Genomic DNA, 25,022 nt, shown 5'->3' on the forward strand with positions numbered 1-25,022 from the left:
ATCTCCCTGGAAATGCAGTTTATGGGTTGGCTTTCGCCCCATAGAGGGCAAAGAACTGGTCGGTGGCGGCCTTCACATCGGCTTCGATATTGGCCACGACATTGGTCTGGGTCAGCGCCTTGTCACCCAGCAGCAGGCGGATCTGCACGTCGCGGACGACCAGACCGAAAAAGGTGCGATAGGCATCTTCGCTGGAATCGAAGCGCAGCAGGCGCGCATCGCGCCCGGCTTCGAGAATGGGCTTGAGCCGGCGGCGAATGGCCAGCGGGCCGTTTTCCAGCACGATGATGCCCAGGCTGTCCTTTTCCTGGGCGGCATGGGTCACGGCCGTGCGGTTGAGCGTGATGGAGACTTCGCCGGTGATGACTGTCAGCAGGTCACGGGCGAACTGCTCGATGGAAAGGCGTAGCGCCTTGGCATTGAGGTGGGAGCGATCGACCACCGGCATGCGCACCTTGGCCGCCTGCCACTGCACCGTGGCGGTGAGCAGCCCGTCGCGGTCGCCGAACCACTTGTAGAGGGTTTCCTTGGAGCACGAGGCGCGCCGCGCCACGGCCGTCATGGTCAGACCATCGCCATTTTCGACGAGCAGGTCCAGCGCCGCCGTCAGCACAGCCTGCTGGCGCGGTGTGAACGTCTCTTCGTTGACCTTGATGGTCAATGCCATGGCTTGGTCCCCACACGGCCGAGTGGTTTCGGCCAATTCTCGTGCAGGCGTACCGTACGGTACGGTTCGATGCAAGCCCTATTTGTGCGGGAATAACCCGGCGGTGGGCTATCGTTTGAAGTTTTCGGCGAAGAAGGCCAGCGCGGCCGCCCGCATGCGGGGCGTTTCCTGGTGGCCAATGCCGGGTTCACTGACCTTTTGCAGCATGCCGGGCGCATTGGCATAGGCCGGCTCCAGTTCGGCCCAGGCCCGGCTGACGGCTGCCGGCGGTGTCAGGCTGTCGGCCTCGCCGAGGCAGATCAGTTGCGGGCGCGGCGCGATGAGGGCGGCGATGCGGCCGCCATCGGCTTCATTCAACAGGCCCGGCACGGTGAGGTAGATACCGTGGCCGTCATGCGCGCCAAGTTCGATCATGGTGCGGAAATCGGCGAAGCAGCAGAGATGCGCCACCGCCGCGATGCGCTCGTCCATGGCGGCCAGCCAGTAGCTGAGCACGCAGCCCATGGAGATGCCGAAGGCGCCGATGCGCGCCGGGTCGACGTCCTCGCGACCCGCGAGGTAGGTCAGGGCGGCGGAGTGGTCGGACAGCATCTGCCCGAACAGCGACTTGCCACGCCAGAGCAAGGCCTTGGCGGCAAAACTTTCGCTGACCGTGGCGCGCTCGCCGAAGACCGACATATCGATGCAAAGCGTCACATAGCCGGCACGGGCAAAGACCGGACCAAGCGGATCGAGCAGGTATTCGCGACCATCGAGCAACTCGCTGGCGCCAATGGCGTAGCCGCCGCCATGCGAGTGGCCATAGAGGATGGCCGGCAGGCGGCGGGAATTGTCGGCCGGCCTGGTCAGGATGCCGCGTACATCCTCGTCGCCCAGTTGCAGGCGCAGGTGTTCGATCACATAGCCGTCCATGGGCTCGATGCGGCGCGACAGCAGCGAAACACCCGGCTCAGCGAGGCCGATGAGTTCACGGAAGCGGCTGCGGGTGATCGCCATGCCTATGCCCTCCCCGCTTCCGCATCATTGCGGGCGCCGACCCACCGATTGAAGCGGGCCAGCGCCAGGCCGAAGCCGATCAGCAGCAACCCGCCACCCAGGATCGACAGCGGCTGGGCGCCCAAGGCCATGAACCACTGCGTGAAGAAGTGGATGGCGCCGAACACGGCCACGGAATTGACCACCCAGCGGCGATTGGCAAACACCGCCCAGGTGCCAAAGGCCAGCAGCGCAATGGCCCAGGCCACCGAGAAATAGACGCCCGGCCAACCCAGCAGGTCATCGCCAAACAGCGAGCCGATGAAAAAAGCGGCGTTGACCAGCAGGATTGCCGTGCGCATGGCGATGATGGCCAACCGCTCATAGGCCGGAGCGAGACGCAGCGACAGCAGATAGAGGGCCAGAACCAGCGCCGACAGGGCCAGGATGGCAACGGCGAGGTAATGCGTCGGTGTCCACAGATCGACATCGATGGTGATCGTAGCAGCAAAGGCGAGGACGGCCAAAGCCGCCAACAGGCCGGAGGTTGCCAGCACGGCCGCGACGGCCGTGGCAGCGGTCAACGCAATCCGCACCCACAGATGTTCGCCGAAGAGACCGCCCACGCCACCCAGCAGCGCCAGCGCGCCGATAACCATGACGATCTGCGCGAATACGGACCAGCGCGTCACGCCTGCGAGGCGCAGCCAGAACCCGGCCGCGAACAGCACGGCGCCTAGCGCGATGGCCGTTTCCAGTGTCGGCACCAGCACGCCGACACCGGTCGCCACGGCCGCGGCGCCAAGCGCGAACAGCACATTGCTGCCCAGCTCGCCCGTGTCCTTGGCGGCAAAGCCCTTGAGCCGTTCGGCCTCGGCCGCACTCAGCTTGCCTTCGGCCACCAGGGCGTCGAGGTCGAGCGTGATCTTCATACCGGTCTCTCCATCCGAGCCGGACCCTAGCCTGCGACGCGGCGGCGGGAAAGACCGCTTGCATGCGCCAGCCGCAACCTAGCATCACTTCATCGGCACTTGCCGATGAAGTACGAACAGGGCATTTATGCAGCGCTATTCAGACCAACCAAGAGCCGTTCATGTCCAAGCTGTTCTCCCCCGCCACCCTGCGCGGCCTTACCCTGCGCAACCGCACGGTCGTCGCTCCCATGTGCCAGTATTCGGCGCAGGACGGCTTTGCCAATGACTGGCATTTCGTCCATCTCGGGCGTTTTGCGCTGGGTGGTTTCGGGCTGGTCATGCTGGAGGCGACCGGCGTGCTTCCGGAGGGTCGCATCAGCTATGGCGATCTCGGCCTGTGGAAGGACGAGCAGATCGCCCCGCTCGAGCGCATCGTCACCTTCCTGCATAGCCAGGGCGCGGCAGCCGGCATCCAACTGGCCCATGCAGGCCGCAAGGCTTCGACGGCGATTGCCTGGCGCAATGGCTTCGACGAAACCGAGGAAGAAAAGGCGGCATTGCATTTCGAGAGCTGGACGCCCGTCGCGCCCAGCGCCCTGATCCATGCCGAGGACAAGGGCTTCACGAGGCCCGAAGCGCTGGATGAGGCCGGCATTCGCAACATCATCGACGCCTTCGTCGCGGCGGCGAAGCGTGCCGACCGGGCCGGCTTCGATACCGTCGAAATCCACGCCGCGCATGGCTACCTGCTCAACCAGTTCCTCTCCCCGCTCGCCAACAAGCGCACCGATCGCTACGGCGGCAGCCGGGAAAACCGCATGCGCCTGCTGCTGGAAGTGACCGAGGCCGTCCGCGCCGTCTGGCCGGAAGAAAAGCCGCTGCTGGTGCGTCTGTCGGTCAGCGACTGGCACCCCGATGGCTGGCAGGTGGAAGACAGCGTCGCGCTGACAAGCGAACTCAAGGCGCGCGGCGTGGACGCCATCGACGCTTCGAGCGGCGGCTTCGAAGGCGCAGTCATTCCGGCGGCGGCCGATTACCAGGTGCCCTTTGCGACCGCCATCCGCAATGAAGGCGGTCTGCCCTGCATGGCGGTGGGCCTGCTGGGCGATGCCCGGCGCGCCGAGGAGATCATCGCCAATGGCGAGGCCGACTTCATCGCCCTGGCCCGCGGCGCGCTGGATGATCCCAACTGGCCGGTACATGCCCGCCACGAACTGGGCGCCAGCGACTATGATCTGTGGCCCAAACAGACCAATCGCGTGCGCGAGCGCGACCGCTCGCTGCGCCAGCGCAGCTTCGCCGCATCCTGATCGCCGGGAATTTCCGCCAAACAACCTTCGCGGCAACGCAAATTTGCCGCGATTACCCGGCCACTCTTGTCCATCGTCAACGCCGTCACCAGATGAGCGTGAACAGGGAGAAGTTCGATGGACACCAAGGCCGCAATCCTCGCCCTCATGAGCGTCTGGGGCATCGGCACCTGTGCCACCCTGCCCGCCAATGCGCAGGACGTTGACGACGCCACCGAAGACGTAGTCGACAATGTCGGCGACAGCGAAAACCCGCTGCTCAACAAGGTCTGGGTCCGTACGGACGCCGATCCGTCCCTGCCCGGCCCCATGCAGATCTTTCTCGGCGACGGCACGCTGGTGAGCGACAGTTGCTGGGAAACCTATCGGCTGTCCAAATGGCAGCAGGTCTCCGACAGCGCTATCAGTTGGGACGAGGACGGCATGACCATCAATGCCGATATTGCCAGCCTCAGCGACACCGAACTGGTGCTGAGCCTCAAGCTGGGCAGCGACGTACAGGAACAGCATTTCACCGTGGCGGAAGTGCCCTATGTCTGCCCGGATATGGTGAAGTAAGCGGCCTAGACCCTAAACCCGTGGGCCCCTTTTCAGGCCCAATTTCTTCAGCGGCGACAAGAGCGACCCGGCCACCAATGCGGCCAGGAACTGTGGCGCCGGGGGTATGCGCGCGATGAACGACACGAAGAGATCGCGGATCACCGGCAGCGTCTTGCTGTCCGACTGGTAGAAGGGCGTGAACATCGCGCTCATCAGTTGATAGAGCCGCACATGCCAGCACCGCAGCCGCGCGTAGTGGGCCAGTGCCGCCTTGAGATCGTCGGGGTGCTTCTGCAGCCCGAGATACAGCGCCCGCGCATCGAGCAAGGCCATATTCGCCCCTTGCCCCAGTTGTGGGCTGGTCGAATGGGCGCTGTCGCCCACAAAGGCCAGGCCCCGGGCCACCGGCACAGGCATCGTATAATGCGCGTAGCGCGCCAGCGTCAGGTCGGAGAATTCCGCGATATTGTCGAGATAGACCGCGGTTTCCGGCCACTCCGCCAGAACCGCCTTCTTCCAGGCGACGATACCCTTGGCCTTGACCGCCTCGAAATCCTCGACCGGCAGGCTCCAGAAGAAAGCCGCAAGGTCCTCGCCGCCTGGTGCCGCCTTGCCAATAGGCAACACGCCCACCATGACGCTGGCCGCCCGATAGCGCTGCAGCAAGGCTGTCGCGTCAAAGTTTTCGCCGCGCCAGGGCAGGCTGGCCCAGACGGCGCCAAAGCGCAAAGTGCGACTGCGCCCAGGCTTGTCCGACAGCGATTTCAGCGGCGACCCCGCCCCCAGGCAATCGACCACCAGATCAAATGCCTCGGTCTCGCGCCCGTCGGCAAGCATCAGGCTGCGCCGGCCATCCTCCGCGTCGCGCGCGGCCATGACACCACACCCGACCCGGATGGCAATGCCGGCCGCGAGCACCGCTTCATGCAGCACATGGAACAGGGCCGCCCGATGAATGCCAAGGCCTCGCCCGGCTTTGGGCAGCGCGCCATAACGGACGTCGAGCACCACGCGCCGGCCCTGACCTTCGGTGCCGCAGAGCCGATCGATCGGGGTGCCCAGCGCGCGGGTCGCTTCGAACAGCCCCAGATCGTGCAACACGGCCTGTCCGGTGGGTTGCAGGATGATGCCCGAACCAATCGGTCGCGGTTCGGCAAAGCGTTCCAGAACGACGACGCGATGACCAAGCCTTTGCAGATAAAGTGCCGTGGCCAGCCCTGCGGGGCCCGCACCGCACACTGCGATGTCCAGTGCTGCCGCCAAACCCTAAAGCACCACCTGCGTCCCGATCTCCACCACGCGCCCGGTCGGAATGTGGAAATATTCCGTCGCGTCGCTGGCATTGCGGGCCAGCCGCGTGAACAGCCGGTCCTGCCAGTAGCGCAGCGGGCTGCCCGATTTCGGGCCGGGCTTCAGCGAACGGCGGGACAGGAAGAACGAGGTCGACATGATGTCGAACTTCCAGCCCAGCTTGCGACCCAGGGCCAAGGCCTTGGGAAGGTTAGGGCTTTCCATATAGCCGAAGGTCACGACCACACGGCTGAACAGCTCGTTATAGGCGTCGATGGTGACCTTCTCGTCATCGGGCACACGCGGCGAGGCCGAGGTGCGGACGGTCAGGATCACATTCTGCTCGTGAAGTACCTTGTAGTGTTTGAGGCTGTGTAGCAGCGCGGTAGGCGCGCCCTCGATATCGCTGGTGAGGAACACCGCGGTGCCCGGCACCAGGGTCGGCTTTTTCTTGGCCAGGTTATCGACCAGGAACTGCAGCGGTACCTCGTCGCGGCGGGTCTTTTCCGACAGCCGCTGCCGCCCGGCCATCCAGCTCCACATGACCAGCGCCACCATGGCGGCGACCACCGCCGGCACCCAGCCGCCCTGGAACAGCTTGGCGGCATTGGCAATGAAGAAACCGCCATCGATGATGGCGAAGACCACGCCGAAGGCGATGACGGCGGCCGGATGCCACTTCCAGTTGCGCCACATCACTACCACAAGCAGCATCAGCGTCATGACCATGACGCCGGACACGGCGATGCCGTAGGCATGCGACAATTCGCTGGAGCTGCCGAAGGCCAGCACCAGCAGCAGCACGCCGACCATCAGCATGGTGTTGATCTGCGGCATGTAGATCTGCCCGCTCTGCGTCTCGGACGTGTGCAGCACCATCATGCGCGGCAGCATGTTGAGCGCGATGGCCTGCTGGGCGAGGCTATAGGTGCCCGAAATCACCGCCTGGCTGGCAATGATCGTGGCCGCCGTCGCCAGCGCCACGAAGGGCCCCAGGGCCCAGTCCGGCTGCATTTCGAAGAAGGGGCTCTGCACATTCTCGATCCCCGCTTCGAGCACGAAGGCCCCCTGCCCGAAATAGTTGAGCAGCAGGCAGGGAAACACCAGCGCGAACCACACGATGACGATCGGCTTGCGACCGAAATGCCCGAGATCGACATAAAGCGCCTCGGCACCGGTCACCGCCAGGAAGATGGCGCCGAACACGACGAAGGCAAGGCCGATATGGGTGGTGACGAATTCGATACCCAGCCACGGATTGAGCGCCCACAGCACCCCCGGATAGGCGATGATATGGACCAACCCGGAAAAGCCGAGCACCAGGAACCACAGCCCGGTCACCGGCCCGAAGATGATCGACACCTTGGCCGTGCCGAAGCGCTGCACGAAGAACACGCCGACAATGATGACCAGCGTGATCGGCACCACCCAGCGTGCCATGCCCGGCGCGACCAGTTGTACGCCCTCCACCGCCGAGAGCACCGAAATGGCCGGCGTGATGATGGCGTCGCCGAAGAACATGGCCGCGCCCATCACGCCCATCACGGTGATCCAGACCGGCGGATTGGTGAAGGTCTTGCGCGCCAGCGCCATCAGCGACAGCGTGCCGCCTTCGCCATTATTGTCGGCGCGGGTGACGAAAAACACGTATTTGACCGCCACGGTCAGCGTCAGCGCCCAGACGATCAATGAGAGCAGGCCCAGGATTTCGCTGTCGCTCGACGTAACGCCGGGGCGGACATTCATCGCCTGGCGGAAGGCATAGATCGGGCTGGTCCCGATATCGCCATAGACGACGCCGAGCGCGCCCATCAGCAATATGGGAAGATCTTTGCGGGAATGGGAGTGGCTGGTGAGGTCGCTCGCATCGACGCCGGCGGGGGAACCGCCAGCTGCGTTCGTCTGCGTCATGAACCTTGTGCTCTCTTGGTCAAAGGCGGGCGCCGCTATACACCGCCCCATCGTCACACACAACACGCTCCCCCAACAATGGTTCAAAACCAGCAGGGGCCGCCCCTCGCGGAGCGACCCCTGCCGGTAAACGAAGATATGGAGGTCTTCGTAAGGCTTATTCGGCGGCCTGGGCGGTGACGGCCTCGCCTTCGCGGGCGGCCTTGGTGGCGGCGCCCCACCAGACGAGCTGGTCGAGCATGTCCTTGGCCGAGTTGCCGATCGAGGCTTCGATATCGGTCAGCGTCTTGGTGCCACCGAAACCGGGATGCACGGCCATGAAGTCGGCGCCGGCGATATGCACGGCCGAACGGGTCGAAACCATCTGCAGCTCGACACCGATGGTGCGCAGGTTTTCGATGGCGCGGGCACCGCCAACCGAACCGTAACCGACGGCGCCGAACACCTTCTTGTTCCAGTTGGTATAGGCCTGGTCGATGGCGTTCTTCAGCGCGCCGGTGATGGCGCGGTTATATTCGGCAGTGACGAAGATATAGCCGTCGAATTCGCTGATCTTGTTCTGCCACTTGATGGCATTCTCGTTGACCGACGGGACCCAGGCATTGGAGGCCATCTCGTCGAAGAACGGCAGGTCGAAGTCGCGGATATCGACGATCTCGGCGTCGATCTCGGGACGTTCATTGGCCTTGTCGAGGATCCACTTCGCCGGAATCTCACCAAAGCGGGTCGGGCGGGTGGACGAAATAATAACGGCAATCTTGAGTTTGGACATTGGAAGCCCTCCTTGGTAACAAATCGTAACTGAGGCGATATATGTGCCTTAGTGGATTCGTCACAAGGAGGCACTTTGTTGTGGCGCGGAGACACCGGGCTGCCTAGGGAACATTTGTGTAAGTATTGGAGATAGCTGGATTTTCTCCGCCTTATGGCGGCAATCGATCCCTCGCTCATCACCATAGGCACCGCTCGCTGACGGAGCGTTCGACATACGACAACAATCGCATGGGCACCCCCATGAATCCGGGTTGGCGACCGCCGGACGGCGGCCTAAGCCAACCGCGGGGCATATTCATCGGAGGGATATCATGAAGACGGCTTCGGCAGCCTTGGCGCTGACCATCATGGCCATGGGCACGATCGACGCGGCAGCGCTGGATCGCCGCGTGCGCATCAACAACAACACATCCTACGACATCGTCGAGTTCTATGCATCAAACCAGGGATCGCGCTCATGGGAAGAGGACATCCTGGGCCGCAGCATCCTGCCGTCAGGCCATAGCGTCGTCATCAACATCGATGACGGCACCGGCTACTGCAAATACGACTTCCTGGCCGTCTTCGAGGACGGCGAGGAACTGGTCAAATACGGCAACAATGTCTGCGAGTTGAGCCAGTTCAACTACACAGACTAGGCCGGGCGGCGCTGGCCCGCGCCAGCGCCCCTCCCCTAGCTTCCCAATACGGCCCGATATTGCCGCACCGCCTCGGCGAAGCCCACCAACAGCGCATCGGCCGTGAGTCCATGGCCGATGGACACCTCGTCCACACCAGGCACGGCCGACTGGAATGCCGGCAGGTTGGTCAGCGTCAGGTCATGCCCGGCATTGACCCCGAGCCCGGCGGCCCTGGCCGCCTGCGCCGTATGCGCCAGGGCAGCCAGCTCACGCACGGCGCGGTCGGGATCGTCGTAGCAACCGCCATAGGGCCCGGTATAGAGCTCGATACGGTCGGCGCCCGTCGCCCGTGCCGCCGCAACGCCCTCGGTGCCCGCATCGGGATCGCAGAACAGCGATATGCGCCGATTCGGCGCCTTGAGGCGCTGCACCACCGCGGTGAGGAAATTGCCCTTGCCGCGGAAATCCCAGCCATGGTCGGAGGTCGCCTGCGCCGGATCGTCCGGCACCAGCGTCACCTGCTGCGGGTTCACCTGATCGATCAGGGTGAAGAAATCCTCGCTCGGATAGCCCTCGATATTGAATTCGGCTTCGGGATATTCGGAGCGCAGCAATGCGGCGAGATCGAACACGTCGCTGCGCCTTATATGCCGCTCATCGGGGCGCGGATGCACGGTCACGCCGCTGGCACCGGCATCGAGCACCACCCGCGCCAGGCCAACCACGCTCGGCCATGGCAGGTCACGCCGGTTGCGGAGCTGGGCGACGGCATTGAGATTGACGGAAAGAAGGGGCATGGGCGGGCCTGCACGAAATTTCGTGCAGGCTTACACTATGGCGGGGCCGGTGCCCAATCGAACCTTGTGATAGGACCGATCAGGCTGGCCGATTACATGCCCTGCTGTCCGCGCGAGATGGCGGCAAGGCCGGTACGCACCACCTCGACCAGGCCGAGCGGCTGCATCAGGCCAATGAAGCTGTCGATCTTGCCGGGCTTGCCGGTGACTTCGAAGACGAAGCTCTCGACCGTGGCATCGACGATCTGGGCGCGGAAGGCGTCGGCCAGCCGCAGCGTTTCGGCGCGGTGATCGCCCGAGCCGGCCACCTTGATCAGTGCCAGCTCGCGTTCCAGTGAAGCGCCTTCCGTGGTCAGGTCATGCACCTTGTGGACCGGCACGAGGCGCTCGAGCTGCAGCTTGATCTGCACCAGCGTGCGTGGCGTGGCGGTAACGACAACGGTGATGCGACTAAGTCGCCTTCCGTGTTCGGTCTCACTGACGGTCAGGCTTTCGATATTGTAGCCACGGGCCGAGAACAGGCCCACGACGCGGGCCAGGATACCCGGCTCGTTATCGACCAGCACCGAAAGGGTGTGCCGCTCGATTTCCTGGGTTTCCTTGGTGATGAAATAGGCCGAGCCGGTCGGCTGCAGATGTGCGTTCATGTGCTTTTCTCCTCTGCAGCGCCCTAGACGAGCGCCCTTCCCTTCTCGTCAATGATGTCGCCGATATTGGCCGTATCGGGCAGGATGATCTCGTTATGCGGCTTGCCTGACGGGATCATCGGCAGGCAGTTCTCGTCCTTCTCGACCAGCACGTCGAACAGGACCGGGCCGTCATAGTCGAGCATTTCGGCAATCGCGGCGTCGAGTTCGGCCGGATTGTCGCAACGGATGCCCTTGCCACCATAAGCCTCGGCCAGCTTGACGAAGTCGGGCAGCGATTCCGAATAGGAATGGGCGTAGCGGCTGCCATGCAGCAGGTCCTGCCACTGGCGGACCATGCCCATGCGCTCGTTGTTGAGGATGAAGATCTTGATCGGCAGGCGGTACTGCACCGCCGTCGACAGCTCCTGCATCGTCATCTGCACCGAGGCTTCGCCGGCAATGTCGATCACCAGCGCATCGGGATGGGCAACCTGCACGCCGACCGCGGCCGGCAGGCCATAGCCCATCGTGCCCAGGCCGCCGGAGGTCATCCAGTGGTTCGGCTTGTCGAAGTGGAAATGCTGGGCCGCCCACATCTGATGCTGGCCGACCTCGGTGGTGATGAACACTTCCTTGCTCTGCTTCTTCGTCGCCTCATAGAGCCGCTGGATAGCGTATTGCGGCTTGATGACAGTGTCGGAATTCTTGAAATTGAACGAACCGACATCGCGCCACTTCTGGATCTGCTTCCACCACGGCGCGATGGCCTCGCTGCGCGGCTGGTTGGTCTTGCTGCGCCACACGCGGACCATTTCGGACAGCACGCGCTCGCAATCGCCGATCACAGGCAGATCGACATGCACGACCTTGTTGATCGAGCTGGGATCGATATCGACATGGATCTTGCGGCTGTTGGGCGAGAAGGCATCGACCCGACCGGTAATGCGGTCATCGAACCGCGCGCCGATATTGATCATCACGTCGCAATCATGCATCGCGAGGTTAGCTTCGTAACTGCCATGCATGCCCAGCATGCCCAGCCATTGCGGATTGGACGCCGGGAAAGCGCCGAGCCCCATCAGCGTGGACGTCACCGGAAAGCCGGTCAGCTCGGCCAGTTCGCGCAGATGTTCGGAGGCCTGCGGCCCGGCATTGATGACGCCGCCGCCGGTATAGAAGATCGGCCGCTCGGCCTTGAGCATGAGGTCGACTGCGGCCTCGATGGCATCAGCGTCGCCATCCATCTGCGGGCGGTAGCTCTGGTGGCGCAGGGTCTCGAGATCGGGCTTGTAATAGTCGCCGAGCGCGAACTGGATATCCTTGGGAATATCGACGACAACAGGGCCGGGGCGACCCGTCGTGGCGATGAGGAAGGCCTCATGCATGATGCGCGGCAGGTCTTCGACCCGCTTCACCAGGTAATTGTACTTGGTGCAGGAACGGGTGATGCCGACCGTGTCGCATTCCTGGAAGCCATCGGTGCCGATCAGCGTGGTCGGCACCTGCGCGGTGATGCAGACCAGCGGGATGGAATCCATCAGCGCGTCGGTGAGGCCGGTGACTGCATTGGTTGCGCCGGGGCCGGAGGTGACCAGAACGACGCCCGGCTTGCCGGTGGAGCGCGCATAGCCTTCGGCCATGTGGGTCGCGCCCTGCTCATGCCGCACCAGGATATGCTGCACCGCATCCTGCTGGAACATCGCGTCATAGATCGGCAGGGCCGCGCCGCCCGGATAGCCGAAGATATGTTCGACTCCCTGGTCGGCGAGCGCCTGGATCACCATTTCCGCGCCGGTCATTTTTTCGGCCATCGTCAATTCCTTCCTAAAGTCCGGCCCAGTCTCGTAGCGGCGAAAACCGGGCAATAAAAAAGGCCCCATCGGGACCTGTTTTCAGCGCACCAGCTATCGCGCGGGGTTTTACCCCACGTTGCCGATGCGCCTACCTACTACGAGAATGAGTGCCCGCACGGGACCTCTCCATGAAACTTGCGGTCGCATTGATAGGTGCAATGCCGCGAAGGTGTCAATGGGCCTGCCGCAGATTGTCGGATTGCCGCTCCGCTCTGAACCAAAAACCGTGGAGGAGCATTCCGTCTATGCGCAAAACAGGTGGCCATTGCATCAGACAATGCTATTGGCGCGGGATATGGTTTCATGACGGTTTGATGACAGATGGCCAAGAGCGTCCTCGACAAGGATTTGCAGCGGGTTTCCGGGCTGGAAGACGCCACCCAGGACCTGTCCCGCGCGCTGGCGACGCCCGGCATTGCCCTGGTCTTCCTGCTGCTGGCAGCAGTCTGGGCCAGCTATGCCGTGGCCGATGGGCCGATGAGCTATCTCGTGGTCATCGCCGCGGCCATAGCCGGCTACATGGCGCTCAATGTCGGCGCCAATGACGTTGCCAACAATATGGGGCCGGCCGTCGGCTCCAAGGCCCTCACCATGGGCGGCGCGCTGCTCATCGCCGCCATATTCGAGGCGGCCGGGGCGCTGCTGGCCGGTGGCGACGTGGTCAATACCGTGGCGCGGGACCTGTTGATCGGCGATGCCATTCCCCCGGCCCAGTTCGTATTGCTGATGATGGCGGCGCTGCTGGCTTCGGCGCTCTGGGTCAACCTGGCGACCTATATCGGCGCCCCGGTCTCCACCACCCATGCCGTGGTGGGTGGTGTCGTCGGCGCCGGCGTCGCCGCGTCGGGAATCGGCAGCGTGGCATGGCCGGTCATTGGCACCATCGCAGCAAGCTGGGTTATCTCCCCCGTCATGGGCGGCTTCTTTGCCGCACTATTGCTGCTGCTGATCAAGCACACCATTACCGACCGCATCGACAAGGTGTCCGCCGCACGGATCTGGGTGCCGATCATCGTCGCCGGTATGACCGGCATTTTCGCCATGTATATCGCCACCAAGGGCCTGAGCCGAATCTGGAGTCCCGAACTGTCGGTCGTGCTGGTGCTGGGCGTCGGCTTTGCCGCCCTGGGCTGGATCGGCGCCATGCCGCTGGTTCGCCTGCAGTCCATCGGCATGGAAAACCGCAAGAAACACGTATCGACCCTGTTCCGCCTGCCGCTGGTGGTTGCGGCGGCCTTGCTGTCCTTCGCCCATGGCGCCAACGACGTGGCCAATGCCATCGGCCCTTTCGCCGCCATCGTGACCACGCTCCAGTCCGGGCAGATGGAAGCCTCGGGTCTGGCCCTGCCCTTCTGGGTATTGGCCATCGGCGCCATTGGCATTTCGCTGGGCCTGGCGCTGTTCGGACCCCGCCTGATCCGCACCGTGGGCGAGCAGATCACCAAGCTCAACGAAATCCGCGCCTATTGCGTGGCCCTGTCGGCCGCGGTGACGGTGCTCGTGGCCTCGGCCCTGGGTCTGCCGGTCTCATCGACCCATATCGCCGTGGGCGGCATTTTCGGGGTCGGCTTCCTGCGTGAATATTATTCCCGCCGCGATCTCGATTTCGCGGCCGTTCCCATCCACGCCAAGCATGTCGATCCGGCCGCGCTGAATGCCACGCCCGAAGACGCCCTGTCGCGCGAGCGCAAGAGCGAGCGGCGCAAGCTGGTGCGCCGGCAGCACGTGACCGGCATCGCCGCGGCCTGGATCATCACCGTGCCAGCCTCGGCCGTACTGGCCGCCATACTGTTCTGGATCCTCGATCTGGTGATCGGCTAGCGCGTCGGAGCTAGGCTGACGGCGCCTGCGACGGGCCGCCCTGAGAGTCCCGGCGCAATTGCGTCTGCAGCTTCACCGCCAGGCGCGACAGGGCGCTGTCATTGAGCAGCCGCCGCGCCTCGGGCAGCACGGCCCAATGGCGCAGGCGCTGGTCCATTTCCTTCCAGGTGTCGAGCTGGGTCTCCACAAGCAGCGGATAGAGATCGACATCGACCAGGCTCGACCCGTCGACACTGGCGCTCGACCGGTAGCTGCCGACCGGCTTGGTGCCGATCTGGCCGTTGACGCCGGCTTCCTCGAGCGCTTCCAGCGCCGCGCTCTCCCAGGGCGTCATGCCCGGCTCGATATCCCCCTTGGGAAAAATCCAGCGACCGGTACGCCGCGAGGTGATCAGCAGGAAGACCACGCGCCCCTCGACGATGGAATAGGGCAGCGCGCCGGACTGCCGCTGGCCGGGCATGGTTTCCACCTTCGGACTCCAGTGGCTCAGGAATTCGCGCAGCATGGCACTCTCCATCGGATCGACGGCCCGGACAGTCGCATAACGGGCCTGCTTCTGTCGATGCACCGGCCAGCAAAAAGGGCCCCGTAGGGCCCTTCGAAAAACACGACGCCGGCGATTACGGCAGCAGGGTCAGGTTGGTGGCCGAAATCTTGCCGTCGCGGCCGGTTTCGAGCTCATAGGTCACCTTGTCGCCTTCATAGAGGCCCTGCAGGCCCGAGCGCTGGACGGCGGAAATGTGGACGAACGCGTCCTTCTCGCCATTCTCGGGCGAGATGAAACCGTAGCCCTTGGTGGTGTTGAAGAATTTGACGGTACCAGTGATGGTAGCCATGAACTTGTCCTCGCGAGTGGACGCCGCCGAGGCGGCTAAGGGTTGAAAACGGGCTATTCTGGCCCGGCCTAAACGATTCACAGATCAGGAGGTAGCCAAGTTCCCGGCCTCTCCGCCGGTCGATCAGATAGCGCTGCAAGATGTGTCGTCACCAAAAAATATGTCGGCTATCTGTCAGAAATTCAAGGCGTTTCACTGGTCGATGAAAAGCCCCCGATCCAGGAGGGACTCCGGATCGAGGGCCCTGGCGCCCTAGGGCGCGTGCAGCATGGGGCGATGCTGCAACTTCTGTTAGCCGCGCGGGCAGGTGTCGCGATAGCGGCTGCCATCGGCACGTTCGTAGATGCAGATATTGTTGCTGCCGGATACACGGCCGAGCACATTGCCTGCTGCTGCGCCGGCCACGGCGCCAACGCCAGCCCCTACCAGTGTGCCAACCGCGCTACCGCCGGTAACGCCGGCGCCAACCACGGCGCCGCCAAGGCCGCCAACGACAGCCCCCTGTTGAGTGGTGGTGCAAGCGGCAAGCGACAGGCAGGTTGCGGCGATGATCAGGAATTTGTGCATGGGAAACCCTCCAAAAACTATCGAGGGCAAGAATGCGGCACACCGGCATTTGGTTCCGGCTTCATTTTAACTAATTGTGATCGGCTCCGTTCCAGGCCAATCCAGCCACCACGATGGCGAGCCAGCCGCCGATCATACCGAGGCCACCGAGCGGCGCCGCGCCGGGGAACAGGCCATGCCCGAGCCATTCGCGCATGCCGAGATCGCCGATAAAGATAATCGTGCCCGCCGCCAGCAATGCCGCCGCGATGGCAAGCAGCCGGCCCCGCCCCGCCAGCCCCAGGGCCAGCAGTGCCGGGCCATGCGCCAGCCCGATAGCGGCAATGGCGCCCAGGTTCCGCGAATCGCCATGCGACGCTGCCGCCGCGGCCATCACCCCCATCGCACCGATGAGCCCGGCCAGAGCCAGGGTCAGCCGCCGCATTGCCTCATGTCGTCCGCGCATTTCCGGGTCTCTCCGCCTGCCCCTCTTCCGCTACCGGGTGGTTTCCTCTAGAGCAATCCCCCGCGAGTAGGACATTGAGATGAACGAACCAGCCACGGTTGCGTCCGGCGCAGCCGACGCCAGCCTTTCCAGTTCAGCCAGTTGGGGTGCCGAGCTGCGCGCCACCTTCGCGCTGGCCTGGCCGCTGGTCATCGCGCAACTGGCACAGAATGCGCTGACGGCAACCGACGTCATCATGCTGGGCTGGCTCGGCCCGACCCATCTCGCCGCCGGCACGCTGGCGACCACGTTCCTCATGCCGTTCCTGGTCTGCGGCATCGGCATCGTTGGCGCCGTGGCGCCACTGGTGGCCCAGGCGCGCGGCGCACGAGACATCAAGGCCGTGCGTCGCGTCGTGCGGCAGGGCATGTGGGCAGCCATCCTGCTGGCCGCGCTGTTCACGCCCATCCTGCTGCAGATCCGTCCCATCTATGCCGCGCTCGGGCAGGACCCCACGATCACGCTGATGGCCGAGCAATACATCCAGGTGGGTGTGTGGATGCTGTTTCCGGCGCTCACCATCATCGCACTGCGCTCCCTGCTGTCGGCTTTCGACGCGACGCGCATCATCCTGCTCGTCACCGTCGGCGGCGTGTTGTTCAACGCCGTTGCCAATTACGGGCTGATCTTTGGCCATTTCGGCCTTCCGCGCCTCGAATTGCGCGGCGCCGCCATCGCGACCGTACTGGCCAATATCGTCATGTTCGGGCTGATGCTGGCCTATGTGCTGCGCCAGCGCCGCTTCAAGCGCTTCTATGTGCTGATGCGCTTCTGGAAGCCGGATTGGCCGCGCTTCCGCGAAATCTTCCGCATCGGCACGCCCATCGGGCTGACCGTGCTGGCCGAGGTCGGCCTCTTCACCGCCGCGGCACTGCTGATGGGCCTGCTCGGCACCGACGAAGTCGCCGCCCACGCCATTGCCCTGCAATGCGCCTCCATGGCCTTCATGGTGCCCCTGGGGCTGGGCATTGCTGCCACCGTCCGCACCGGCATGGCCTATGGCCGGGGTGACCCAGAGGGCATCCGCAAGGCCGGCTGGACCGCCTTTGCGCTGGGCACGTCCTTCATGGCTGTTTCCTGCGTGCTGTTCCTCACGCTGGGCCCGTCCATCGTCTCGCTGTTCCTCGACCCGCGCGTTCCGGAAAATGCCAATGCGCTGGCGCTGGCCGCCACCTTCCTGGCCGTAGCCGGCCTGTTCCAGCTCGTCGATGGCGCCCAGGTTGTCGCCGCCCATGCGCTGCGCGGCCTGAGCGACACCAAGGTCCCGATGGTCTTCGCTATTCTGGGCTATTGGGCCATCGGCCTGCCCACCGCCTGGCTGTTCGGCTTCGTCATCGGCTGGCGCGGCGTCGGCATCTGGCTCGGCCTGGCTGCCGGTCTCGCCGCCGTGGCCGTGGTGCTGGTCACCCGCTTTGCCATGCGCGAACGGCTGGGCCTGCTGCGCCCGCGCTAGATTTTGCGCCGCGGCCAATCGCCGAAGCGGTTGCGGAACCACGTCCGCTGCCTCTTGGCATATTGCTGGGTAGCGATGGTCGCCCGCGCGATTGCCTCGTCGCGCCCCAACATACCATCGAGCCAGTCGCCGATCTCGCGCACGCCAATGGCCTTCATGACAGGCAGCGACGGATCGAGGTCGAGCGCGCGCAGCGCCTTCACCTCCTCCACCGCCCCGCCATCGAACATCGCTTCAAAACGCCGCGCGATCCGCTCGCGCAGCACGTCGCGATCTGGGTCCAGCACCAGGCGTTCGATATCGACGCCCTCGAGCAGCCCCGCCTGCGGCGCATCCTGGAAGCTGGACAGCACCCGTCCCGTGGCTCGCTTCACAGCCAGGGCGCGGATCAACCGCTGCGGATCGGCGACCTTGAGCCGTTCGGCGGTCACGGGATCCTCGCGTTGCAGCAAGGCCAGCCGCTGCTCGCCATCCAGCGCTTGAATCTCTTGTTGAACTTGAAGCGCCAGTGCCGCCGGGACTTCCGGAATATCGGCGAATCCGTTTAGCAGCGCATCGAAGTAAAGCCCCGTACCACCAACGAAAATCAACAGCCGCGCCGGATCGCTCGCCGCGATGGTCGCGCGCACCGCGCCAAGCCACTGCCCGGTCGAAAACCGTGTCGCCGCCGGCACCGTGCCATAGAGCCGATGCTCGGCCAGCGCCATTTCTCCGTCGCTCGGTCGGGCCGTCACCACAGCCAGCGTGTCATAGACCTGCATGGCATCGGCATTGACCACGATACCGTCCTGCTGCTGGGCCATGGCGAGCGCCAGCGCCGACTTGCCGCTGGCAGTCGGACCCGCTATCAGGACGACGCGCCTGCGACCGCTCACGCATTCCTCCAAAAAGTAGACCTCATGCCGGTTCTCTGCCTCATCGCCGATCCCGCCGATTCCGAACTAGATCCGGCGCTGGCCGCTGCCGTGGTGAAGCAAACCGGCGGCGAACTCAACTGGCTCAATCATTCCATTGCCTGCGAGATCATCGAGCCGAAGTCAACCGATGCGCTGGCCATTGCCCGCGAGATCATCGGCACTATCAGGGTCGATGCCGCGCTGGTTCCGACGGACAATCGCCGCAAGCAGATCCTCGTCGCCGACATGGATTCGACCATGATCAACGAGGAATGCATCGACGAACTCGCCGCCGCCCTCGGCATCAAGGACCAGGTGGCCGCCATCACCGACCGCGCCATGCGCGGCGAGCTCGATTTCGGCCAGGCGCTCGACACGCGCGTCGCGTTGCTCAAGGGGCTGGAGCGCAAGGTGATCGAGGAAATCCGCCGCGAGCAGATCACGCTGGCGCCGGGCGGGCGCGCGCTGATCCAGACCATGAAGGAATATGGCGCCTATACCTCGCTGGTTTCGGGCGGCTTCACCTTCTTTGCCGACTATTTCGCCAAGCGCATCGGCTTTCATGAAGCCATCGCCAATGTGCTCGAATTCGATGGCGACCGCCTGACCGGCACGGTGGCCAAGCCCATCGTCGACAAGAACACCAAGCGCGAGCGCCTGACGGCCCTGGCCGCCGAACGCAATCTGCCGCTCAGCCAGACCATCGCGGTGGGCGATGGCGCCAACGACCTCGACATGATCCGTATCGCCGGGTTCGGGGTGGCCCTGCATGCCAAGCCCGCCGTCGCCGCCGAGGCCGGTATCCGCATCGACCACGGCGACCTGACCGCCCTGCTCTACCTGCAGGGCTATAGCGACGAAGACATCGTGCGCTAACACTTCCTTCGGCCAACAAAAAGCCGGCGCATTGCTGCGCCAGCTTTTGCATTTCCGGTGAGACGCCTACTGGGCTGGTGCCGCAGCAGGCTCCTCGGCAGGGGTCGGGACTTCGGTTCCGATCGTCGGGGTCAGTTCGGAACCGTCTTCCAGCGTGACGCTGGGAATGGTGGTTTCCTCAATGCCCAGGCCATCCAGCGCCGGTTCGTTGGTCGGCGGTGCGGTGATCGGCGCCGCCGTCGGCTGGATCGGCGTGGCCAGGTCTGTATTGGCCGCCGGCAATTCACCATTGGAGCCGAAATAGCGGAAGAACTCGCTATCGGGAGACAGGATCATGGTCGTGCCGGTGTTCACCAACGCGTTGCGATAGGATTCCATCGAGCGATAGAACTCGAAGAATTCCTGATCCTGGCCATAGGCGGCTGCGAACAGCCGGTTGCGCTCCGCATCGCCCGTACCACGGATGATTTCCGCATCGCGCGTCGCCGCGGCCACGATTTCAACCGCCTGACGATCGGCAATAGCCCGCAGGCTCTGTGCCTGTTCCTGACCGCGGGCGCGCAGCAGCGCCGCTTCGGCCAGGCGTTCGGCGCGCATACGCTCGAAGGTGGTTGCCGAAACATCGGCGTCGAGATCTGTGCGCAGGATACGCACGTCCACCACGTCGATACCGAGATTGGCGAGATCGGGGCGGATAAGGTCGCGCGTTTCCTCCATCATCTGCCCGCGTTGATCGGACAGGGCGGCACTGAATTCACGCAGACCGTAAACCTGACGCAGAGCCGCATCGAGGCTGGCGCCGATACGGGCTTCCGCAACCGAAAGCTGGCCCGTGGCACGCTCACGGAACAGGCGCGGGTCGGAAATGCGGTAGGTCAGGAACGCATCCACCTGGTAGAAGGCGTTGCCCGACACCTGCACGCGCATATTGGCGATATCGTAGCGCAGCAGGCGATCTTCGATCACCTGAACCGTGTCGACGAAATCCGTCGGAATCTTGAAATAGATGCCCGGTTCGGTGCGGACGTCGGTGATCTGGCCAAAGCGCATGACGATGGCCTGGTCGCGCTCGTTGACCACGTAGATCGACGAGAAAAACACATAGAGGGCGGCGAGGATGACAACGCCAATGATGATCAGACGATTGTTCATGGCTTAGTTCCCCGTCGTCGTGTTGGTCGTGGCGCCGGGCCGCAGTTCAGGCAGCGGCAGATAGGGGATTACCCCCTGGCCACCGGCTCCGGTTTCCACCAGCACCTTTTCCGAACTGCTCATCACCTGCTCCATGGTCTCGAGGAACAGGCGCTTGCGCGTCACTTCGGGGGCGTTGACATATTCGGCATAGATGGCGTTGAAGCGCTCGGATTCACCGGTCGCTTCCTGCACCACGCGGTTGGTATAGGCGGCGGCTTCTTCACGCAGGGCCGCGGCACGCCCGCGGGCATCGCCCAACAGGGTATTGGCGTAGGATCGCGCCTCTTCCTGCAGGCGCGTTTCGTCCTGCCGGGCACGCTGCACTTCATTGAAGGCGTCGATGACTTCAGACGGCGGACCGGCATTCTCGATCAGGATCTGCGTCACGTTCACGCCCAGACCATAACTGTCGAGCGTCGTGCGGATGATCCGCAGCACTTCCTCGGAAATACCGCTACGGTCGTCACTATAGATGTCCTGGGCCGGACGACGACCGACCACTTCACGCATGGCGCTTTCAGCAGCGAAGCGGACCATCGATTCCTGATCGCGGACGTTGAACAGATATTCCTGCGGATTGTCGATCGCCCAGAACACCGAGAATTGCACATTCACGATATTCTGGTCGCCCGAGAGCATCAGTCCATCGCTTGCGGCCTGCGACTGGCGCGAACCGTTGGCAGTGGCCGTTCCGATCTGGGTCTGATTAAGCGTGGTCGTCACGCGTTCGACGGTGTCGACCGGCCACAACAGGAAATGCAGGCCCGGGCCGGCAAGCTCCGGCTTGGGCTTGCCGAAACGCAGTTCGACGCCAACTTCCTGCGGCGCCACGGTATAGACCGAATTGGCGCCCCAAAAGGCGAGCACGGCGAGAATGCCGCCGATAATGGCCCAGCGGCCACCGGGAATCCCGCCCTTGAACTGGTCGCGACCGCGGTTGAGAATGTCCTCGAGATTGGGCGTATTGCCGCCACCCGGACGCCGTGGGCCACCGCCGCCACCACCGGGCGCCTGCCCCCAGGGGCCGCCATTATTATTGCGGCCACCCCCGCCTCCGTTACTCTCCCACGGCATCGCGTCCCTTTCGGATAATTTCGTTTCGTTGACGACTTATATAGGCAAGGGCTTCAACCGATCAATGCGCGCTGTCCTGTCGTCGCTCGTACACTTTGACGCGGTGGTCTAAAAAAGGGTCGGGTGATCCACCAACGCATCATCGTCAGCAGGTTGGCTTTCTATAAATTCCGACCATTCTTCTAGACGGTCAATTATATGGGAACTCGTTGGCATGAATTCTTCCTTAGACCTCATCCGATGTTCAAATTTTCGTCGGGCGTAATGGGTTATTCGAAAAGAAAAATCATCGTGTTCCCCGGATGGAAACTCTCTCTCTTCACGAGTCCGCCACTCCGACGGTAGAAAAGTATAATCAAATTTGGCATCGCCATTCATATGTCCAGTATATACGTCAGTAAGCCAAAATTGATTTATATATTTTTGAAACTCTCCGAAAATTACCTCGCCACCAATTATAAAAAATTCCGGCTGAAGCGTAAATATAGAATGGACATCAGCTAGAAGAAGCGCCGTTTCTGGATCTTTTGCCCACTTAACATTCGCGTAATCATCAAAAATCTGTCGCGACAAAACAATATTAAGTCGATTTGGCAGCGGACGACCAAGCGACTCAAACGTGCGGCGCCCCATGATGACTGCGTGCCCCGCAGTCAATTTCTTGAAATGCTGTAAATCTGTGCGAAGGTGCCATGGAAGCGTATTGTCCACGCCGATAATGTGGTCTGGATGGCTCCGTGCAACGATGGACGTCGCTGAGGGCATCTTCACGCGTGGTGGAGTGGGCATGGACAACCTAGCAGATGGGCAAGACTGAAGTTCGCCGGTTCATCGCAGACCCGGCCTTGGGTCACAAGACACAATAACCGGTTAATTCGAACCGAGGAGTAGCAGTGCGTCACCATCGACCCGCACCTTGGTCCATTCGTCCTGCATCACCCCGCCCTGCGCCTTGTAGAATTCGATGCTGGGCTCGTTCCAGTCGAGCACCCACCATTCGAACCGTCCCAGCCCCTCGGCCACGCAGCGCCGAGCCAGATTGACCAGCAACGCCTTGCCGATCCCCTTGCCCCGCATGGATGGATCGACGAACAGGTCCTCCAGCCAGATGCCATGCCGGCCCTGGAAGGTGGAATAGGTATAGAACCACAGCGTGAAGCCGACCGGCTTACCCTCCCATTCGGCGATCTCGCAGAACACCTTGGGCGCGGACCCGAACAGGTCACGCAGGATATCGGCCTCGGTCGCCTCGGCCTCATGGCTCAGCTTTTCATATTCGGCCAGCGCGGCGATGAAATGGACAATGAGCGCAGCATCGGCTGCGGTGGCCGGACGGATAGTGAGTTGGTCGGTCATCAATTCGTCGGCTGCCGCTCGAGGATCAGGATATTCAGCTCCTCTTGCGGCCAGAAGTCTTCCTTGACCATCTCGAACGTGGTCGGGCCGGTCTTCTTGACACCTTCCCCGCAGAACGAGACGAGGTTGTCGGTACTGCCCTTGTCGACCACGAGGCGGAACTTGCCGATGGCGCCCCCGCTCCAATTGCCGCCAGTGGTGAGAATGTAGGAAATCCAGCTCTCGTAGAATGGCGCCGACCACGGCTCGTCCGGGTTGGCCAGCGTCTTGCGGACGGCTGCCAGGAAGCTCTCGTCGGTGCAATATTTGGCTGCATATTCGGCCGCCGGATCGTAGCCCTCATAAGGCTCGCCGAGGAAGCTGACGCCCACCGTGCCGCCGACGCTGGGCTTGTAGCGATGCTCGACCGTCACGGTCTCGCCCGCCGGAAACAGCCCTTCCCAGGTATAGGTCGCCTTGTAGGTCCAGGCCGGCCAGTAATGCTTTTCCCAGCCTTCGCCGGCGTCATATTCGTCAGGCGCCACCAGGCCGAGATGCAGCAGGCGCTGGGTCGTCTCGTCATCCAGCGCATCGGTCGCGTCGCTGGCCTCGCTGGTGATCGGCACCAGCGGCAGGCCGAGCTGCTTGATCATCTTGGTGCGATCGACGCCGAAGGCATAGGCATATTCATGCAGTTCCGTCTCGACATGCTTGCCGTCGAGCGTCGTCTCGAACTGGAAAAGGTTATCGTCCGGCCCCACTGGAAAAGCCACCGGCGACCAGAAATCGGGCACGATATCGGGCATCGGGAAGGCGACGAGAATATTCTGGTCGGCATCGCCATCATTGCGGAACTGATAGACGACGCGGATTTCATCCTTCGAGATGAACAGCTCCTCGCTCTCCATCACGATGTCCTGGTTGGTGATGAATTCGAGCCCGCCAGTGGTCAGCACCGCCGACGTGTCATTGGCCAGTGCTGGACCGGCAGCCAGCAATGCACCGCAAAGCAGCAGAAACCTCATCCCGTCCTCCCGATATCCGCGCCATTGCTTAGCACGGCGTCAGCCACTGCGTCCAAGATACTGAAACCACTTGCGCTCCAGCGCCGCATCGAGGTCGATGCCATTCTTGTGGGCGAACAGCAGCAGCGTAGCCAGCACGTCCGCAGCCTCGTCCTCCAGCGCCTGGCGGATGGACGGCGCATCGGCACCCTTCGTCCGCCCACGTCCGGTGGTCCTGAGATATTCGGCCGTGAGCTCGCCGACTTCTTCCTGCAATTTGAGCAGATACCAGTCGTCGTCACGCGCTATGGCATTGCGTGACGCATAAGTATCCGAGACTTCGACCACCAAGGGCGTCAGGTCGGCCAGCCTGCGGCTCAAACCGAAACCTCGGCCTTGATATGGGGATGGGGATCGTAGCCCTCGAAGGCAAAATCCTCGAACACGAAATCCTCGAGCCGCGTCACATCGGGATTGATCTTCAGTACCGGCAGCGCCCGCGGCTCGCGCGTCAGTTGCAGCCGCGCCTGTTCGAAATGGTTCGAATAGAGATGCACGTCGCCGAAGGTGTGGACGAAGTCGCCGACGCCCAGCCCTGTCACCTGCGCCACCATATGCGTCAGCAGGGCATAGGAGGCGATGTTGAACGGCACGCCCAGGAACGTATCGGCCGAGCGCTGGTAGAGCTGGCAGCTCAATTTGCCATTGGCGACATAGAACTGGAACAGGCAGTGGCAGGGCGGCAGCGCCATCTCGTCCACCTCGGCCGGGTTCCAGGCCGAAACGATGTGCCGGCGCAGATCCGGCTTGGTGCGGATACTCTCGATCACATTGGCGATCTGGTCGATCTTCCGTCCGTCCGGCGCCGGCCAGCTCCGCCATTGCGAGCCATAGACCGGCCCGAGGTCGCCATTCTCATCGGCCCATTCGTCCCAGATCTTGACGCCGCGCTCCTGCAGCCAGCGCACATTGGTCTCGCCACGAATGAACCACAGCAGCTCATATATGATGGATTTGAGATGCAGCTTCTTGGTGGTCAGCAGCGGAAAACCTGCATTGAGGTCGAACCGCATCTGATAGCCGAACAGCGAACGCGTGCCGGTGCCGGTGCGGTCGGCCTTGTCGGCGCCGTGTTCCAGAATGTCGGAGAGGAGTTTGAGATAGGGCTGCATACCCCCAGTCTAGTCGATTCGTCCTTCCTC

27 protein-coding genes are annotated in these 25,022 nt (G+C 63.2%); 6 read left to right on the forward strand and 21 right to left on the reverse strand.

Features of this window, described 5'->3' with window-relative positions; translation table 11 throughout:
- Positions 1-19 precede the first annotated feature (19 nt).
- From NVV79_RS21430 to NVV79_RS21440, 3 genes are all read right to left on the reverse strand, one after another.
- Entirely contained in the window at positions 20-667 is a 648-nt protein-coding gene (locus tag NVV79_RS21430) for a TetR/AcrR family transcriptional regulator (RefSeq protein ID WP_303993934.1), read from the reverse strand.
- A 108-nt stretch (positions 668-775) separates the two neighbouring features.
- A complete protein-coding gene (locus NVV79_RS21435; RefSeq protein WP_303993937.1) occupies positions 776-1,663 on the reverse strand; it encodes a S9 family peptidase in 888 nt (295 codons plus the stop codon).
- Between the two features lie 2 nt (positions 1,664-1,665).
- Positions 1,666-2,574 (reverse strand): hypothetical protein, encoded by a 909-nt coding sequence (locus NVV79_RS21440; protein ID WP_303993939.1) that lies wholly within the window; start codon positions 2,572-2,574, stop codon positions 1,666-1,668.
- Between the two features lie 161 nt (positions 2,575-2,735).
- Between NVV79_RS21440 and NVV79_RS21445 the strand changes: the two genes are divergently transcribed.
- Both NVV79_RS21445 and NVV79_RS21450 read left to right on the forward strand, forming a co-directional pair.
- Positions 2,736-3,866 carry an NADH:flavin oxidoreductase/NADH oxidase gene (locus tag NVV79_RS21445; protein ID WP_303993941.1) on the forward strand — a complete coding sequence of 377 codons (1,131 nt, stop codon included), beginning with the start codon at positions 2,736-2,738 and terminating at the stop codon, positions 3,864-3,866.
- A 117-nt stretch (positions 3,867-3,983) separates the two neighbouring features.
- Positions 3,984-4,424: a hypothetical protein gene (locus NVV79_RS21450; protein WP_303993943.1), complete on the forward strand. Its 441-nt coding sequence runs from the start codon at positions 3,984-3,986 to the stop codon at positions 4,422-4,424.
- A 12-nt stretch (positions 4,425-4,436) separates the two neighbouring features.
- On the opposite strand, the gene NVV79_RS21455 is transcribed toward NVV79_RS21450, so the two are convergent.
- The 3 genes from NVV79_RS21455 to NVV79_RS21465 form a co-directional block, all read right to left on the reverse strand.
- Positions 4,437-5,645: an NAD(P)/FAD-dependent oxidoreductase gene (locus NVV79_RS21455; protein ID WP_303993945.1), complete on the reverse strand. Its 1,209-nt coding sequence runs from the start codon at positions 5,643-5,645 to the stop codon at positions 4,437-4,439.
- 27 nt (positions 5,646-5,672) lie between these two features.
- Complete coding sequence (locus NVV79_RS21460; protein WP_303994364.1) at positions 5,673-7,508, reverse strand: potassium transporter Kup; 1,836 nt, start codon at positions 7,506-7,508, stop codon at positions 5,673-5,675.
- Between the two features lie 256 nt (positions 7,509-7,764).
- Positions 7,765-8,379, reverse strand: coding sequence for an NADPH-dependent FMN reductase (locus NVV79_RS21465; RefSeq protein WP_303993946.1), 615 nt, complete (start codon positions 8,377-8,379; stop codon positions 7,765-7,767).
- 313 nt (positions 8,380-8,692) lie between these two features.
- Between NVV79_RS21465 and NVV79_RS21470 the strand changes: the two genes are divergently transcribed.
- Positions 8,693-9,019, forward strand: a complete 327-nt coding sequence (locus NVV79_RS21470) for a hypothetical protein (protein ID WP_303993949.1) — start codon at positions 8,693-8,695, stop codon at positions 9,017-9,019.
- 35 nt (positions 9,020-9,054) lie between these two features.
- Here NVV79_RS21470 and NVV79_RS21475 read toward each other — a convergent pair whose 3' ends face one another.
- From NVV79_RS21475 to NVV79_RS21485, 3 genes are all read right to left on the reverse strand, one after another.
- Positions 9,055-9,798: a pyridoxine 5'-phosphate synthase gene (locus tag NVV79_RS21475; RefSeq protein WP_303993952.1), complete on the reverse strand. Its 744-nt coding sequence runs from the start codon at positions 9,796-9,798 to the stop codon at positions 9,055-9,057.
- 92 nt (positions 9,799-9,890) lie between these two features.
- Complete coding sequence (gene ilvN / locus NVV79_RS21480) at positions 9,891-10,445, reverse strand: acetolactate synthase small subunit (protein WP_303993955.1); 555 nt, start codon at positions 10,443-10,445, stop codon at positions 9,891-9,893.
- Between the two features lie 23 nt (positions 10,446-10,468).
- The gene (locus tag NVV79_RS21485; protein ID WP_303993958.1) at positions 10,469-12,238 is read right to left on the reverse strand and encodes an acetolactate synthase 3 large subunit; all 1,770 of its coding nucleotides are present in this window, start codon (positions 12,236-12,238) and stop codon (positions 10,469-10,471) included.
- Between the two features lie 363 nt (positions 12,239-12,601).
- Here NVV79_RS21485 and NVV79_RS21490 point away from each other — a divergent pair, with 363 nt between their 5' ends.
- A complete protein-coding gene (locus tag NVV79_RS21490) occupies positions 12,602-14,101 on the forward strand; it encodes an inorganic phosphate transporter (protein WP_303993961.1) in 1,500 nt (499 codons plus the stop codon).
- Positions 14,102-14,111: 10 nt separating this feature from the next.
- On the opposite strand, the gene NVV79_RS21495 is transcribed toward NVV79_RS21490, so the two are convergent.
- From NVV79_RS21495 to NVV79_RS21510, 4 genes are all read right to left on the reverse strand, one after another.
- Positions 14,112-14,606, reverse strand: a complete 495-nt coding sequence (locus NVV79_RS21495; RefSeq protein ID WP_303993964.1) for an NUDIX hydrolase — start codon at positions 14,604-14,606, stop codon at positions 14,112-14,114.
- Between the two features lie 115 nt (positions 14,607-14,721).
- On the reverse strand, positions 14,722-14,937 hold the full coding sequence (locus tag NVV79_RS21500; protein WP_303993967.1) for a cold-shock protein: 216 nt from the start codon (positions 14,935-14,937) through the stop codon (positions 14,722-14,724).
- Between the two features lie 291 nt (positions 14,938-15,228).
- Positions 15,229-15,504, reverse strand: coding sequence for a hypothetical protein (locus NVV79_RS21505; RefSeq protein ID WP_303993970.1), 276 nt, complete (start codon positions 15,502-15,504; stop codon positions 15,229-15,231).
- A gap of 70 nt (positions 15,505-15,574) precedes the next feature.
- Complete coding sequence (locus NVV79_RS21510; RefSeq protein WP_303993973.1) at positions 15,575-15,949, reverse strand: DUF423 domain-containing protein; 375 nt, start codon at positions 15,947-15,949, stop codon at positions 15,575-15,577.
- Between the two features lie 79 nt (positions 15,950-16,028).
- Between NVV79_RS21510 and NVV79_RS21515 the strand changes: the two genes are divergently transcribed.
- On the forward strand, positions 16,029-17,441 hold the full coding sequence (locus NVV79_RS21515; protein ID WP_303993976.1) for an MATE family efflux transporter: 1,413 nt from the start codon (positions 16,029-16,031) through the stop codon (positions 17,439-17,441).
- Here NVV79_RS21515 and miaA read toward each other — a convergent pair.
- Positions 17,438-18,316 carry a tRNA (adenosine(37)-N6)-dimethylallyltransferase MiaA gene (gene miaA, locus NVV79_RS21520; RefSeq protein ID WP_303993979.1) on the reverse strand — a complete coding sequence of 293 codons (879 nt, stop codon included), beginning with the start codon at positions 18,314-18,316 and terminating at the stop codon, positions 17,438-17,440. The genes NVV79_RS21515 and miaA overlap by 4 nt on opposite strands.
- A 24-nt stretch (positions 18,317-18,340) precedes the next feature.
- Here miaA and serB point away from each other — a divergent pair, with 24 nt between their 5' ends.
- A complete protein-coding gene (gene serB / locus NVV79_RS21525; protein ID WP_303993982.1) occupies positions 18,341-19,213 on the forward strand; it encodes a phosphoserine phosphatase SerB in 873 nt (290 codons plus the stop codon).
- 66 nt (positions 19,214-19,279) lie between these two features.
- Here serB and hflC read toward each other — a convergent pair whose 3' ends face one another.
- The 7 genes from hflC to NVV79_RS21560 form a co-directional block, all read right to left on the reverse strand.
- The gene (gene hflC / locus NVV79_RS21530) at positions 19,280-20,365 is read right to left on the reverse strand and encodes a protease modulator HflC (RefSeq protein ID WP_303993985.1); all 1,086 of its coding nucleotides are present in this window, start codon (positions 20,363-20,365) and stop codon (positions 19,280-19,282) included.
- Positions 20,366-20,368: 3 nt separating this feature from the next.
- Entirely contained in the window at positions 20,369-21,481 is a 1,113-nt protein-coding gene (gene hflK / locus NVV79_RS21535; RefSeq protein WP_303993988.1) for an FtsH protease activity modulator HflK, read from the reverse strand.
- A 108-nt stretch (positions 21,482-21,589) separates the two neighbouring features.
- Entirely contained in the window at positions 21,590-22,270 is a 681-nt protein-coding gene (locus tag NVV79_RS21540) for a dihydrofolate reductase (protein ID WP_369684754.1), read from the reverse strand.
- Positions 22,271-22,351: 81 nt separating this feature from the next.
- Positions 22,352-22,837, reverse strand: coding sequence for a GNAT family N-acetyltransferase (locus NVV79_RS21545; RefSeq protein ID WP_303993994.1), 486 nt, complete (start codon positions 22,835-22,837; stop codon positions 22,352-22,354).
- Entirely contained in the window at positions 22,837-23,841 is a 1,005-nt protein-coding gene (locus NVV79_RS21550; protein ID WP_303993997.1) for a DUF4424 domain-containing protein, read from the reverse strand. Before NVV79_RS21550 ends, NVV79_RS21545 begins: the two co-directional genes overlap by 1 nt.
- A gap of 39 nt (positions 23,842-23,880) precedes the next feature.
- A complete protein-coding gene (locus NVV79_RS21555; protein ID WP_303994000.1) occupies positions 23,881-24,201 on the reverse strand; it encodes a MazG nucleotide pyrophosphohydrolase domain-containing protein in 321 nt (106 codons plus the stop codon).
- Positions 24,198-24,992, reverse strand: a complete 795-nt coding sequence (locus NVV79_RS21560; RefSeq protein ID WP_303994003.1) for a thymidylate synthase — start codon at positions 24,990-24,992, stop codon at positions 24,198-24,200. The genes NVV79_RS21555 and NVV79_RS21560 overlap by 4 nt, the downstream gene beginning before the upstream one ends.
- Positions 24,993-25,022 lie beyond the last annotated feature (30 nt).

The organism is Devosia ginsengisoli (assembly GCF_024707105.1).
GTDB classification, from domain to species: Bacteria; Pseudomonadota; Alphaproteobacteria; order Rhizobiales; family Devosiaceae; genus Devosia; species Devosia ginsengisoli_A.